At 70.8% G+C, this 14743-nt stretch carries 11 protein-coding genes; 2 read left to right on the forward strand and 9 right to left on the reverse strand.

The genetic code is table 11. The features are described from left to right. Positions 1-2: 2 nt before the first annotated feature. Positions 3-869, reverse strand: a complete 867-nt coding sequence (locus tag ACIQD6_RS13395; protein WP_401881737.1) for a winged helix-turn-helix domain-containing protein — start codon at positions 867-869, stop codon at positions 3-5. A gap of 263 nt (positions 870-1132) precedes the next feature. Between ACIQD6_RS13395 and ACIQD6_RS13400 the strand changes: the two genes are divergently transcribed. After that, a complete protein-coding gene (locus tag ACIQD6_RS13400) occupies positions 1133-1348 on the forward strand; it encodes a hypothetical protein (RefSeq protein ID WP_401881502.1) in 216 nt (71 codons plus the stop codon). Between the two features lie 45 nt (positions 1349-1393). Here ACIQD6_RS13400 and ACIQD6_RS13405 read toward each other — a convergent pair whose 3' ends face one another. From ACIQD6_RS13405 to ACIQD6_RS13440, 8 genes are all read right to left on the reverse strand, one after another. Then, a complete protein-coding gene (locus ACIQD6_RS13405; RefSeq protein ID WP_401881503.1) occupies positions 1394-2353 on the reverse strand; it encodes a winged helix-turn-helix domain-containing protein in 960 nt (319 codons plus the stop codon). A gap of 115 nt (positions 2354-2468) precedes the next feature. Next, positions 2469-3434: a helix-turn-helix transcriptional regulator gene (locus ACIQD6_RS13410; RefSeq protein ID WP_401881504.1), complete on the reverse strand. Its 966-nt coding sequence runs from the start codon at positions 3432-3434 to the stop codon at positions 2469-2471. Positions 3435-3535: 101 nt separating this feature from the next. Beyond that, entirely contained in the window at positions 3536-6208 is a 2673-nt protein-coding gene (gene aceE / locus ACIQD6_RS13415) for a pyruvate dehydrogenase (acetyl-transferring), homodimeric type (RefSeq protein ID WP_401881506.1), read from the reverse strand. A gap of 216 nt (positions 6209-6424) precedes the next feature. Next, a complete protein-coding gene (locus tag ACIQD6_RS13420; protein ID WP_401881507.1) occupies positions 6425-7048 on the reverse strand; it encodes a GntR family transcriptional regulator in 624 nt (207 codons plus the stop codon). A gap of 385 nt (positions 7049-7433) precedes the next feature. After that, on the reverse strand, positions 7434-9206 hold the full coding sequence (gene sucB, locus ACIQD6_RS13425) for a 2-oxoglutarate dehydrogenase, E2 component, dihydrolipoamide succinyltransferase (RefSeq protein WP_401881509.1): 1773 nt from the start codon (positions 9204-9206) through the stop codon (positions 7434-7436). Positions 9207-9260: 54 nt separating this feature from the next. Continuing rightward, on the reverse strand, positions 9261-10649 hold the full coding sequence (gene lpdA, locus ACIQD6_RS13430) for a dihydrolipoyl dehydrogenase (protein WP_401881511.1): 1389 nt from the start codon (positions 10647-10649) through the stop codon (positions 9261-9263). Positions 10650-11267: 618 nt separating this feature from the next. After that, positions 11268-12800 (reverse strand): leucyl aminopeptidase, encoded by a 1533-nt coding sequence (locus ACIQD6_RS13435; RefSeq protein ID WP_401881513.1) that lies wholly within the window; start codon positions 12798-12800, stop codon positions 11268-11270. Between the two features lie 182 nt (positions 12801-12982). Further along, positions 12983-13795, reverse strand: a complete 813-nt coding sequence (locus tag ACIQD6_RS13440) for an adenosylcobinamide-GDP ribazoletransferase (protein ID WP_401881515.1) — start codon at positions 13793-13795, stop codon at positions 12983-12985. Between the two features lie 138 nt (positions 13796-13933). Here ACIQD6_RS13440 and ACIQD6_RS13445 point away from each other — a divergent pair, with 138 nt between their 5' ends. After that, positions 13934-14686, forward strand: a complete 753-nt coding sequence (locus tag ACIQD6_RS13445; protein WP_401881517.1) for a hypothetical protein — start codon at positions 13934-13936, stop codon at positions 14684-14686. Positions 14687-14743 lie beyond the last annotated feature (57 nt).

The raw sequence follows: 14743 nt of genomic DNA on the forward strand, positions 1-14743 counted from the left end.
GGTCACCCCTGGTCTCCGAGCGTCAGCGGCAGCGCGACCTGGTCCCAGCGCGACTCGAACCAGCGCCTGACCTGCTCGAACCGTGCCCGCTCCAGCGCGCTGGCGCTCTCGGCGGCCAGCGAGGACGCGAACAGGTCGCCGCTGCGCAGTTCCAGCACATCGAGTGAGGCGCCGTCCGGGTTGTTCTGCATCTGGCCGCGCTCCAGCCAGTAGTACCCGGTCAGCATCTCCGTGCCGTTGATCAGATAACGCTTCTCGCCGGGGATCGTCGGCAGCCCCCGGATGGCCACCGAGACGTGTTCGACCAGACCGCGCTCGGCCAGCAGGGTCAGCGAGTGCTCCAGCGCCCCCGCGTACGTACGGATGACATGCCGCAGCCTTTGCAGCGGCCGGGGGTCCGCCGGGTCGTCGACGTGGCGTGGGTACGGATGGGAGGTCACCAGGTCGGGCAGCAGGACCCGTACGGTGATCGACTCCGGCGGGCGCCGGCGGCCCTCCATGATGGCCTCGACCTGGTTCTGGACCGCCTTGCTGAGTTGTTCGGTGGTGAGTGACCAGACGTCGAGGGTGACATGCCTGGCGGCGAAGGCCCGGGTGATGTGGTGTGCCAATGGCTGGAGGTTGGTCGTCCGATTGGCAACCCGGGCGGCCCGGCCGGGGGCCCCTTCCTCCAGGAGCCCCTCCTCGCGCAGCATCTGCTGGGCGCTCTGGATGGTGCCGCGCCCGACTCCGTAGCGGCGCTGGAGCTGGTGCTGCTTGGGCAGCGCGTCCCCCGCAGACCACCGACCCTCCAGGATCTGGCTGCGTAGATCGTCCGCGACGGAACGGTACTGGGGGAGTTCCTCGCCCCCTCCCTGATCACTGGGCATCACATCGCCGAGGCTACAACTCCCGTTCCCGGTAGGACAGGGAGCTGCAACTACCGGTCAAGTCGCCCTGTTGGCCGGTGACATGACCGGACGGCCGGTCATGCTGCCCGGGCTGCACCACAATGGCTGCCATTACCAGGGGGTATGAGGATGAGAACCGATACCCGACCATTGGCCTTCTCTCCGCAGCATTTATCTGCCAACGGGGTGCCAACCGCAGGGTGTCCCGCCCGGTAGGGCCGAAACTGAATCGGAGAGATGCCATGGGGGCACTGACTCGTACGGAACTGCTCGTAGAACTCCTCGCCCAAGTGCCGCAGTTGGCGGCGGCGGTCGGGCCCGAGGGGACGCTGGGCGTGCTGCTCTGCTTCCTGCTCGTCCGGGCGGCGCGAGTGGCACGGGACGACGGGGACCTGACCGTCAATCTGCTGTGCGCGGCCTCGGTGCTGCTGGTGCTGCTGCTCGTCGCCTCGGGCTGAGGGGCCCCGGCCGTCGCTGTCCGCTGACGACGGGCCCGGGGGGTCTCAGAAAGAGTCCCACGGCTCCGCGACGGTGTCCCACAGCGAGTCGAACCACTTCTGTGTCTGGTCGACATAGGCGGCCGTGACATGGTCGTCGTCGACCGCCGTGTGCCGGAAGAGCATGCCTTCCACGCCGAGCATGTCGTAGATCTCGATCGGGTCGTCCCGGTCGAGATCCACCCGGCGGGACTGCACCTGGTAGTGGCCCGCCAGCACCTCCTCGCCGTTGAGGATGTAGACCTTCTGGGTCGGTGTGATCGACACCCGCCGGGCCTCGACCGTGACCTCGGGGACCAGGCCGCGGACCTTGAGCATGCGCAGCGAGTGCCGTATCGAGCCGTAGATATGGCTGGTGGTCTCCCCGAGCCGCTCGCGCGGCCGGGTGTTCGCCGGTTCCCCGATGACCTGGGGGAGCGCCAGCGGGCCGTCGGTGTTCGGCAGGAGAATCCGTACGGTGATCCGCTCGGGACTGCGTACGCCGGCGGTGCCGAGGGCGACCAGCGGACCCGCGAGGGCCGAGGCGAGGGTCTCGCCGTTCAGGCAGTACGCGTCGATGGTCACCCGGCGCTGCCGGAAGCACTGGGCGACACGCTCGCCCAGGAACACCCCGGCCGGGCGGGGCGGATGGCGTCGTGGCGCGGGTACGTCACCGGTGTCGGCGGACGAACGGAGGGGGAGAGGGGCGGGTGCGGTCCTGGCGACCGTCGGGGGCGTGCCCTGCTGGGCCCGTTTGATCAGGCCCTCCCGCTCCAGGATCTCCAGGGCCCGGCGGACGGCACCGCGCGGGACGCCGTAGCGCTCGCTCAGCTCCGCCTGCGTCGGAATCCGCTCGCCGACGGGGAGTTCCCCCAGGGAGATGTGGTGACGCAGCGCGTCCGCGACCACATCCCGCGGGCGCTGGTGTCCGTCGGCCGCATCCCGGGGGTGCTGGTGTCCGTCGGTCATGGCGCTGTCTCCAGGCACAGCCGCACTCTACAACAGCCTGCCAATGAAGGAGAGTTGCCGGAAGAGGGCTCTTTGCCCCCTGCCAAGTCCCTGCCATTGAAACGCGGTCGGGGAGGAGGGGAAGGGCCCGGGCTCACTCGTACAGCGCGCGCATCGCCTCCGCCGTCCGAGCGAACCGGCTTCGCAGCGTGGCCGGTTCCAGGATCTCCACCTCCGCGCCCAGCCCGAGCAGCTGGGAGTACGCGACCTCCTCCGACTCCACCGGCAGTGTGACCGTCAGCCGGCCCTCCGCGTCCGCCGGGCCCGCCGCCTCGATCGCCTCGTACGCCGCCGCCCGGTCCACCACGTACGGCAGTTGGCGGGCGCCGTCGGGCGAGAGCCGCACCACGGTTTCCGTACGCAGCAGCGAGCGCGTGAACTCCGCCGCCCGCTCCTCCCAGAAGCCCGGCAGATCGAAGGACTCGTCACGAGAAAAACGTTTCTTCAAGGGCTCCGCCGTGGCGAACCGGTCTATCCGGTAGACCCGGAACGTCTCCTCGGCACGGGCGCACAGATACCAGACGCCCGCCTTGAGCACGAGACCGTACGGAGCCAGCTCCCGCTCCACCTCGGCGTCCTTGCGCCGGTAGCGCGCGCAGAGCAGTTGGTCGCCCCAGACCGCCTCGGCGACGACGGGCAGCAACTCGGGCGTCTCCGGCTCCTGGTACCAGCCCGGCGCGTCGAGATGGAAGCGCTGCGCCGCCGTGTCCGACGCGTCCCGCAGCGACGGCAGCAGCGCCGCCGACACCTTCAGCCGGGCGGCGGAGGACACATCGTCCAGGCCCATCTCGCGCAGCGCGCCCGGCACACCGGAGAGGAACAGCGCCTCGGCCTCACCGCGCGCGAGGCCGGTCAGCCGGGTGCGGTAGCCGCCGACCAGCCGGTAGCCGCCCGTCCTGCCCCGGTCCGCGTACACCGGGATGCCGGCCTCGGAGAGCGCCTGGGCGTCCCGGGTGATGGTCCGCTCCGAGACCTCCAGCTCCCGGGCCAGCTCACCGGCGGTCATGGACGGCCTGGACTGGAGCAGGAGCACCATCTTGATCAGCCGGGCAGCGCGCATGACTCCATTTTGCAGGGAAGCCCCCGCCACATCGTGACAGGGGCTCCCGAAAGCGGTTACCGGATGACCACATCAGGTCGGCCGGACGACCGGCACATCGCTCAGAGGCCGTAGCGCTCCCGTGCCTCGACGATCCGCTCCGGCTTGACCTCGCCCCGGCGGGCCAGCTGCGCCAGCGCCGCGACCACGATCGACCGCGCGTCGACACCGAAGTGACGGCGGGCCGCCTCGCGGGTGTCGGACAGGCCGAAGCCGTCCGTACCGAGCGACGTGTAGTCCTGCTCGACCCACTGGCTGATCTGGTCCGGAACCTGACGCATCCAGTCGCTCACCGCGAGGACCGGGCCCGGTGCGCCGGCCAGCGCGCGGGTCACGTACGGCACCCGCTCCTCGCCGTGCAGCAGCGCCTCGTCGGCCGCCAGCGCGTCCCGGCGCAGCTCGCCCCAGGAGGTGGCGGACCAGACGTCGGCGGTGACTCCCCAGTCGGCGGCGAGCAGCTCCTGGGCCTCCAGGGCCCAGTGGATCGCCGTACCGGACGCCAGCAGCTGGGTGCGGGGGGCGTCGGCCGCCGCCGGGGTGCCCTCCTTGAAGCGGTACAGGCCCTTGACGATGCCCTCCTCGACGCCCTCGGGCATCGCGGGCTGCGGCATCGGCTCGTTGTAGACCGTCAGGTAGTAGAAGACGTTCTCGGCGTCGGGGCCGTACATCCGCCGCAGACCGTCCTTGACGATCACCGCGACCTCGTACGCGAAGGCCGGGTCGTAGTTGAGCGAGGCCGGGTTGGTGGCCGCGATCAGGTGCGAATGGCCGTCCGCGTGCTGGAGTCCCTCGCCCGTCAGGGTCGTACGGCCGGCGGTGGCGCCGACGATGAAGCCCTTGCCGAGCTGGTCGGCGAGCTGCCACATCTGGTCGCCCGTGCGCTGCCAGCCGAACATCGAGTAGAAGATGTAGAACGGGATCATCGTCTCGCCGTGCGTCGAGTACGACGTCGCGGCGGCGATGAAGTCGGCCATCGAACCGGCCTCGGTGATCCCCTCGTTGAGGATCTGGCCGTCCTTGGCTTCCTTGTAGTACATGATCTGGTCGCGGTCGACCGGGTCGTACGTCTGGCCCATCGGCGAGTAGATGCCGGCCGACGGGAACAGCGCCTCCATACCGAAGGTGCGGGCCTCGTCCGGGACGATCGGGACCCAGCGCTTGCCGGTCTCCTTGTCCCGCATCAGGTCCTTCATCAGCCGGACGAACGCCATGGTGGTCGCCACGGACTGCTTGCCCGAACCCTTGTAGACCGACTGGAACGCCTTCTCGGACGGCTCGGGCAGCGGCGCGACGGGGTGCACCCGACGGGCCGGGGCGGGGCCGCCCAGCTCCGCGCGCCGCTCCTGGAGGTAGCGGACCTCGGGGGAGTCGGCGCCGGGGTGCCCGTACGGTACGAGGCTGTCGTCCAGCTTCGAGTCCGGGATGGGGAGTTCCAGCAGGTCCCGCATGGTGCGGAACTGCTCGCCCGAGAGCTTCTTCATCTGGTGGTTGGCGTTGCGCGACTCGAAACCGGAGCCGAGCGTGTAGCCCTTCACGGTCTGCGCGAGGATCACGGTCGGCGCGCCCTCGTGGGCCACGGCCGCACGGTAGGCCGCGTACACCTTGCGGGCCTCGTGGCCGCCGCGCGAGGTGAAGAAACACTCGGCGATCTTCGCGTCGGGCAGCAGCTTCGCCAGCTCGACGAGGGCTGGCTCGGCGCCGAAGAAGTGCTCACGGATGTAGGCGACGTCGCGGGTCGCGTACGTCTGGAACTGCGCGTCCGGTACCTGGCGCAGCCGGCGTACCAGCGCGCCCGTGGTGTCCAGGGCGAACAGCTCGTCCCAGGCGGAGCCCCACAGCGACTTGATGACGTTCCAGCCGGCGCCGCGGAACTGGGCCTCAAGCTCCTGCACGATCTTGAAGTTCGCGCGGACCGGGCCGTCGAGACGCTGGAGGTTGCAGTTGACGACGAAGGTCAGGTTGTCCAGCCGCTCACGGGACGCGAGGGCGAGGGCGGCCGTCGACTCCGGCTCGTCCATCTCGCCGTCACCGAGGAACGCCCACACGTGCGAGGCGGAGGTGTCCTTGATGCCGCGGTTGGTCAGGTAGCGGTTGAAGCGCGCCTGGTAGATCGCGGAGAGCGGGCCGAGGCCCATCGAGACGGTGGGGAACTCCCAGAGCCAGGGCAGCCGCCGCGGGTGCGGGTACGAGGGCAGGCCCTTGCCGCCCGCCTCCTGGCGGAAGTTGTCCAGGTCCTGCTCGCTCAGCCGTCCGTCGAGGAAGGCGCGGGCGTAGATGCCGGGGGAGGCGTGGCCCTGGATGTAGAGCTGGTCGCCGGAGCCGTCCCCCTCCTTGCCGCGGAAGAAGTGGTTGAAGCCCGTCTCGTACAGCCAGGCCGCCGAGGCGAACGTGGCGATGTGGCCGCCGACGCCGAAGCGGGAGCCACGGGTGACCATCGCGGCCGCGTTCCAGCGGTTCCAGCCGGCGATCCGGGATTCCATCGCCTCGTCGCCCTCGAAGGCGGGCTCGGCGGCGGTGGGGATGGTGTTGACGTAGTCGCTCTCCAGCAGCTCGGGCACCGGGACCCCGGCCGTTCCCGCGTGCTGGAGGGTGCGCCGCATCAGGTACGCGGCACGGTGCGATCCTGCGTGCTCGGTGACGGCGTCGAGCGAGGCCGCCCATTCGGCGGTCTCCTCGGTATCACGGTCCGGGAGCTGGTCGAGCTCACTCGGGAGTTTGCCAACGGGGTCAGTCATGGACGCCGCCTTCCGGACAGGAGGGGGGTGGAGAAAAGCCTTGTCTGGCAGGACAGGGCGAAGGGCTGGGTGCAGCCCGTCGTCGACTCTAGGTTGCTGATCGATGATCGATCAAAGGGTTGAAGGGTAAAACTTCCCGATATGGAGAAAGTTGGCATTCCGTGCCGCGAGACAGGGCACCGAGTGACGGTGAGTAATCCTGACGGAAGGGGCAAATCAGGCGCGCGGTGCGCATCCGAGCACATGGTCCTTCACCAGTGAGCCAATGCCCGGATCCCGCCGCCGGAACGCTTCGACCAGCTCCTGGTGCTCCTCGGCGTACGACTTCTGCACGGTCCCCAGCCAGCGGATCGACAGCGCGGTGAAGACCTCGATGCCCAGCCCCTCCCAGGTGTGCAGCAACACGCTGTTACCGGCCGCGCGCACCAGCTCCCGGTGGAAACCCACCGTGTGCCGCACCTGCGCCGTACCGTCGGCCCGGCGGTCCGCCTCGTACAGCGCCGTCACGTGCGGCTCCAGCGCCGAGCAGTCCACCGCGAGGCGCCCGGCGGCCAGTTCCGCGGCGATCTGCTCAAGCCCCGCCCGTACCGGATAGCTCTCCTCCAGATCGGCCGCGGTCAGATTCCGCACCCGTACGCCCTTGTTGGGCGCCGACTCGATCAGCCGCAGACTCTCCAGCTCACGCAGCGCCTCCCGCACGGGCGTCTGGCTGACCTGCAGTTCGGTCGCGATCCGCCGCTCCACGATCCGCTCGCCGGGCTTCCAGCGGCCGCTGACGATCCCCTCCACGATGTGCTCGCGGATCTGTTCGCGCAGCGAGTGGATGACGGGCTGGGTCATGAAACGCTCCTGGGGGCAGCGGTCGATGGGTGAACGATACGGCGGCGGCATACGACGGTGCCCCCGTCCGGAGAGATCCGGACGGGGGCACCGTTGCCTGCGTGTTCTTTTGAGGGCTCGGTTCGCCTCCGGGGCGCTTTGAGCCCCTGTCGACGGTCGACCGTGCTCGGTTTGCTCGTACCTCACAAACCTGCGCGCGCTCTCCCTTACGACAGCGGCGCGCCCCTTCGGCTCACTCGCCTCTTTTTTGGGGCTCGGTTCGCCTCCGGGGCGCTGCAAGCCACTGTCGACGGTCGACCGTGCTCGGTTTGCTCGTACCTCACAAACCTGCGCGCGCTCTCCCTTACGACAGCGGCGCGCCCCTTCGGCTCACTCGCCTTGAGCCTTACAGGCCGAGTTCGACCTCGAACTCGCCGGCTTCCAGGATCGCCTTGACCGCGGTCAGGTAGCGGGCGGCGTCCGCGCCGTCCACCAGACGGTGGTCGTAGGAGAGCGCGACGTACGTCATGTCGCGCACCGCGATGGTCTCGCCCAGGTCCGGGTGGTTGATGACCACCGGACGCTTGACGGTGGCACCGATGCCCAGGATGGCGACCTGGTTCGGCGGCACGATGATCGTGTCGAACAGCGCCCCGCGCGAACCGGTGTTGCTGATCGTGAAGGTCGCGCCGGCCAGGTCGTCCGGGGTGATCTTGCCGGCGCGCACCGCGCCCGCGAGCTCCGCGGTCTTCTTGGAGATACCGGCGATGTTCAGGTCGCCCGCACCCTTGATGACCGGGGTCATCAGACCCTTCTCCGAGTCCACCGCGATACCGATGTTCTCCGAGTCGAAGTACGAGATCGTGCCCTCGTCCTCGTTGATCCGGGCGTTGATGACCGGGTGGGCCTTCAGCGCCTGGGCCGCCGCCTTCACGAAGAACGGCATCGGGGACAGCTTGACGCCCTCACGGGCGGCGAACGAGTCCTTCGCCTGCGCGCGCAGACGCATCAGCTTGGTGATGTCCACCTCGACCACGGAGGTCAGCTGAGCCTGCGTGTGCAGCGCCTTCATCATGTTGTCGCCGATGACCTTGCGCATGCGGGTCATCTTGACGGTCTGACCGCGCAGCGGGGACGCCTCCAGCTTCGGCGCCTTCGCCGCGGGGGCGGGAGCGGCGGCCGGAGCCGGAGCGGCGGCCTTGGCGGCCTCCGCGGCGGCGGTGACGTCCTGCTTACGGATACGGCCGCCGACGCCGGTGCCCTTGACGGAGCCCAGGTCGACGCCATTCTCGGCGGCGAGCTTGCGGACCAGCGGCGTGACGTACGCACCGTCGTCACCGGCGGTCGCGGCGGGAGCCGGGGCCGGGGCGGCGGGCTGGACCGGAGCCGGAGCCGGAGCGGCAGCCGCGGGGGCGGCCTGGACCGGCGCGGGGGCCGGTGCCGGAGCGGCAGGCGCGGGAGCCGGGGCCGGGGCCGGGGCCGGGGCGGGTGCCTCGGCCTTCGGGGCCTCCTGCGCCGGGGCGGGCGCGGGAGCGGCCGGAGCCGCGGCGGGGGCCGGAGCGGCACCCGCGGCACCGATGACGCCGAGCTTGGCGCCGACCTCGGCGGTCTCGTCCTCGGCCACCACGATCTCCAGCAGCACACCGGCGGCCGGAGCGGGGATCTCGGTGTCGACCTTGTCGGTGGAGACCTCGAGCAGCGGCTCGTCCTCCTCGACCGAGTCGCCGATCTCCTTCAGCCAGCGGGTGACGGTGCCCTCGGTGACCGACTCGCCCAGCGCGGGCAGCGTGACGTCGGTACCGGAGGCGCCACCGGCCGGGGCGGCGGCGGGCTCGGGCGCGGCGGCGGGGGCCGGGGCCTCCGCCTTCGGGGCCTCCTGCGCCGGGGCGGGCGCGGGAGCCGCCTCGGCGGCGGGCGCCGGTTCGGCAGCGGGCGCGCCCGTGCCGTCGTCGATGACGGCCAGCTCGGCGCCGACCTCCACCGTCTCGTCCTCGGCGACCTTGATGGACGCCAGCACGCCGGCGGCCGGGGCCGGGATCTCGGTGTCGACCTTGTCGGTGGAGACCTCGAGCAACGGCTCGTCGGCCTCGACGCGCTCGCCCTCGGCCTTCAGCCAGCGGGTGACAGTGCCCTCGGTGACGCTCTCGCCGAGCGCCGGCAGGGTTACGGAAACCGCCATGGTTTCAGGTGCTCCTATCGAATGTGCGGTAGTGGTCGTCGAGCCCGGACTGGATCAGTCGTGGGAGTGGAGGGGCTTGCCGGCCAGGGCCAGGTGGGCCTCGCCGAGCGCCTCGTTCTGGGTCGGGTGCGCGTGGATGAGCTGCGCGACCTCGGCCGGCAGAGCCTCCCAGTTGTAGACCAGCTGAGCCTCGCCGACCTGCTCGCCCATACGGTCACCGACCATGTGGACGCCGACGACGGCGCCGTCCTTGACCTGCACGAGCTTGATCTCGCCCGTGGTCTTGAGGATCTTGCTCTTGCCGTTGCCCGCGAGGTTGTACTTCAGGGCGACGACCTTGTCCGCACCGTAGATCTCCTTGGCCTTGGCCTCGGTGATACCGACGGAGGCGACCTCGGGGTGGCAGTACGTGACGCGCGGCACACCGTCGTAGTCGATCGGGACGGTCTTCAGACCGGCCAGCCGCTCGGCCACCAGGATGCCCTCGGCGAAACCGACGTGCGCGAGCTGGAGGGTCGGGACGAGGTCACCGACCGCCGAGATCGTCTCCACGTTGGTACGCATGTACTCGTCCACGACGACATAGCCGCGGTCGATCGTGACGCCCTGCTCCTCGTAGCCGAGCCCCTGCGAGACCGGGCCGCGGCCGATCGCGACCAGCAGCACCTCCGCCTCGAAGGTCTTGCCGTCGGCCAGCGTCACGCGGACGCCGTCCTGCGTGTACTCGGCCTTCTCGAAGAACGTGCCGAGGTTGAACTTGATGCCGCGCTTGCGGAAGGCGCGCTCCAGCAGCTTGGAGCTGTTCTCGTCCTCGACGGGGACGAGGTGCTTGAGGCCCTCGACGACCGTGACCTCGGAGCCGAAGGACTTCCAGGCCGAGGCGAACTCGACGCCGATGACGCCGCCGCCCAGGATGATCGCGGACTTCGGGACGCGGTTCAGCGTCAGCGCGTGGTCCGAGGAGATGATGCGGTCGCCGTCGATCTCCAGGCCCGGCAGCGACTTCGGCACGGAGCCGGTCGCGAGGAGGACGTGGCGGCCCTGGACACGCTGGCCGTTCACATCGACGGAGGTGGGGGAGGAGAGCCGTCCCTCGCCCTCGATGTACGTCACCTTGCGGGAGGCGACAAGGCCCTGAAGGCCCTTGTACAGGCCCGAGACGACCTCGTCCTTGTACTTGTGCACACCCGCGATGTCGATGCCCTCGAAGGTGGCCTTGACACCGAACTGGTCGGCCTCGCGCGCCTGGTCGGCGATCTCACCGGCGTGCAGCAGGGCCTTCGTGGGAATGCAGCCGTTGTGCAGGCAGGTGCCGCCGAGCTTGTTCTTCTCGATCAGGGCGACGTCCAGGCCCAGCTGCGCTCCGCGCAGCGCCGCGGCATAACCGCCGCTACCGCCGCCGAGGATCACTAGGTCGAAAACGGTGCTGGCGTCGTTCGCCACGTCACGTCCTCCATGCATGTGCGCCGAGCGCGGTCTCCGATGACCGGGCGGCGGCTGGTATTCGGCCGCTTGTCTTCCGGCCCTGTGGTGGGGGCCCTGTCCTGCCGGTAACCCATCTTTGCACGGTGCGCGAGCCGACGACGGTGCGGGTTCGCCGTCCGACGGGGGCGGTGGTCGCGGGTGGGCGGTGGATGGGGCCCGGTGATTCCCGTACAGGTTGTCGCCGGGCGTCGTTCCGGGGGTGCGTCCCGGACCGCATGATTACGGCACCGTACGGACCGGCTCTCGGGCGACCGGTCGAGGTGTGCCGTAAATCACGCTCCACGTCCCGGACGCACCCCCTGCACGACCCACTCACCGCCCGTCCCGGACCACCCCTCACCCCACCGGGCCGCGGACGGGCGACCGGCGGGAGGGGGACGGGGCCGCAGGAGGTGACGTGTCCGGACGTAGAGCGTGATTTGTGCCGCTCGCGAACCCGCACCCGAAAAGCACACCCGCACGCGGCGTAAATCATGCAGTCCGGACATGCGCCTCCGGAGGCCGCGGCCCCCGCACCCACCACAAACCCGCCCCGCACCCGCCGGGCGGCGCCCCGCACCCCGGCCCCCGAGACAGCTACCCCAGGTCGCCCGACGCCGTACGCTCCGCCAGCCTCACCAGCGTCCGCACCGAGGACCCCGTGCCGCCCTTGGGGGTGTAGCCGTACGGCGCCCCCTCGTGGAACGCCGGACCCGCGATGTCCAGGTGGGCCCACGTGATGCCCTCGCCGACGAATTCCTTCAGGAAGAGCCCGGCGACCAGCCCGCCGCCCATCCGCTCGCCCATGTTCGCGATGTCGGCCGTGGGGGAGTCCATGCCCTTGCGCAGGTCGGCGGGGAGCGGCATCGGCCAGGACGCCTCGCCGACCTCTTCCGCGATCTCGTGGACGGACGTACGGAACGCGTCGTCGTTCGCCATGATCCCGAACGTACGGCTGCCCAGCGCCAGCATCATCGCGCCGGTCAGGGTCGCCACGTCCACGATCGCGTCCGGGTTCTCCTCCGAGGCGCGGGTCAGCGCGTCGGCCAGGACCAGGCGGCCCTCGGCGTCGGTGTTGAGGACCTCGACGGTCTTGCCGCTGTACATGCGCAGGACGTCACCCGGCCGGGTGGCCGAGCCGGACGGCATGTTCTCCGCGAGGGCCAGCCAGCCGGTGACATTGACGCGCAGGCCGAGGCGCGCGGCCGTGACGACGGCGGCGAACACCGCGGCGGCGCCGCTCATGTCGCACTTCATGGTCTCGTTGTGACCGGCGGGCTTCAGCGAGATGCCGCCCGAGTCGTACGTGATGCCCTTGCCGACGAGCGCGAGTGTCTTCTTCGCGTCGGAGTGGGTGTAGGCGAGCTTCACCAGCCGCGGCGGGTTCTCGGAGCCCTTGCCGACGCCGAGGATGCCGCCGTAGCCGCCCTTGGCGAGCGCCTTCTCGTCGAGGACCTGCACCTTGATGCCGTGGTCCTTGCCGGCGGCGGTGGCCACCGCGGCGAAGGCCTCGGGGGTGAGGTCGTTCGGCGGGGTGTTGACCAGGTCGCGGGCGCGGTTGAGCTCCTCGGTCAGCGCGATCGCACGCTCGGCCGCGGCCTTGTGGGCCTTGTCGCGCGGCTTCGTACCGAGGAGCGCGATCTCGGCGAGCGGCTGCTTCGGACCCCGGTCGCCCCGCTTGGCCTTCTTCTCGCCGCCCTGGTAGACGGTGAACGCGTACGCGCCGAGCAGGGCGCCCTCGGCGACGGCCGCGACACCCTCGGACGACTCCACGGGCAGCGCGAACCCGGCCTTCTTGACGCCCGGGAGGGCGCGCGCGGCGACACCGGCGGCGCGGCGCAGCGCCTCGGAGCCGTACGTCTCGCCCTTGCCCGGGGCCGCGCCCAGCCCGACCGCGAGGACGACCGGTGTCTTCAGGCCCGAGGGCGCGGGGAGCTTGGTCACCTCGCCCTCGCCACCGGCGGCACCGAGGGTCTCCAGTACGGTGCCGAGCTTTCCGTCGAACGCCTTTTCAACGGCCTCGGCGCCCGGCGCCACGACCGGTCCCTTGGCGCCCTTGGCGACGCCGACGACGATCACGTCGGCGCGCAGCGTCGCCGCACCGGCAGTGCTGAGAGTGAGAGCAGTCACGGTGGTGAAATCTCGCTTCCGTTGAGTTCCTGGGCGGTCGAGCGGTGGACCGACCGTGCCCGCCGCATCGTCATTCGGCCCGAAACGCGGCGAGAATGAGCCTACGCTCAGTGATGTACGTCGCTCACAGGGGCGGCGGCGCACTCGTGCGCACGTACGTGAACCGCCTGTACGCCCGCCTGTCAGCCCAGCGTCAGCGCGACCAGCGCGACGGTCGCGGCCGTCTCCGCGAGGCCCCCGAAGACATCCCCGGTGACGCCGCCGAAGCGCCGTACGCAGTGGTGCAGCAGCGCCTGGGCGGCGCCCAGCCCGGCCAGGACCGCCAGCGCGTGGTGCGCGGCGCCCACGGTCCCGAAGCCCGTGCCCGCCACCGCGCAGGCCGCCGTGACGGACAGGCCCGTGACCGCCGCCGCCCGTACGGGGACCGCGCCCGCGACCGCCGCTCCCAGCCCGTCGGGCCGGGCCGGAGGCACGCCCGTACGGCAGGCGAGGGTGAGCGCGAGCCGGGCGGTGACCCCGGCCAGGACGACGGCCACCGCACCGCGCGCCCAGCTCTCCCCGTACAGCTCGGCCACCGCCGCGACCTGGGCCAGCAGCACCAGCAGCAGCGTGATCACCCCGAACGGCCCGATGTCCGACTGCTTCATGATCCGCAGCGCGTCGTCGGCCGGTTTGCCGCTGCCGAGGCCGTCCGCCGTGTCCGCGAGGCCGTCGAGATGCAGGCCGCGGGTGAGGACGGCGGGGACGGCGACCGAGGCCACCGCGGCGAGCAGGGGCGCGGCTCCGGCGAGGAGCAGCAGACCGCCGAGGGCCGCGGCGCCCAGCCCCACGACGAGTCCGGCGGCCGGGGCGCAGAGCATGCCCGTACGGGCGGCCGGGCGGTCCCAGCGCGTCACGCGGACCGGAAGCACGGTGAGGGTGCCGAAGGCGAAACGTACGCCGTCGGCCACCGGAGCGCGTCCGCTGTTCGCAGGTATGCCGTCTGGGGAGGTCATCGCGCGAAGGCTAGCCCGGACTGCACCGACAGACGGAAACCGAAGGGGCTAAATTGCCCATATCGCTTTATACGGGACAGCTTTGTACGGGGCAGCTTTGTACGGGACAGCTTTATACGGGGCAGGGGAGCGGGCGGCATGGGGCACTGGTTCAGCCGGAACATCGTCGAGCCCGGCAAGCTCCCCACGCTGCTCGCCCTCGCCTCGTTCGTGCTGACCTTCGCGCTGACCCGTACGGTCACCCGGCTCATCCGGGCCGGGAAGGGGCCGTTCCGGAACATCTCGACGGGTGGTACGCACATCCACCATGTGGTCCCGGGGGTCGTCCTGACCGTGATCGGCGGCTTCGGCGCGGTCGGCAGCGGCCGGCACGGCGTCACGGCCTCGGTCTGCGCGGTGATCTTCGGGCTCGGCGCCGGGCTCGTACTCGACGAGTTCGCGCTGATCCTGCATCTCCACGACGTCTACTGGACCGAGCAGGGCCGCCAGAGCGTGGAGGTCGTGGTCCTGGCCGCCGCGCTGGCACTGCTGGTACTCAGTGGGTTCTCGCCGCTCGACGTCAACTCCCTGACGCCGGAGCAGGAACAGGGTCGCGGTTCGGTGATCGCGACGCTCCTGTTCAACTTCCTCTTCGTGCTCGTCACGCTCTTCAAGGGGAAGCTGCGTCTTGCGCTGATCGGCGCACTGGTGCCCTTCGTGGCGCTCATCGCCGCGATCCGGCTGGCCCGGCCGGATTCGCCGTGGGCCCGGCGCTTCTACCGCGGGCGCCCCAAGGCGCGGGCGAGGTCCGCCCTGCGCGCCTACCGCCGGGACGTCCGCTGGGCTGGCCCGCGCCGCCGGATCCAGGACTGGATCGGCGGAGCCCCGGACGACGAACGCCCGCACTCCTGAAGGCCGTTCGCATCCTGATGACGCCGCACGCCGCACGCCGCACGCCGCACGCCTCAT

It is taken from the genome of Streptomyces sp. NPDC088400, from assembly GCF_044753355.1.
Classification (GTDB): domain Bacteria; phylum Actinomycetota; class Actinomycetes; order Streptomycetales; family Streptomycetaceae; genus Streptomyces.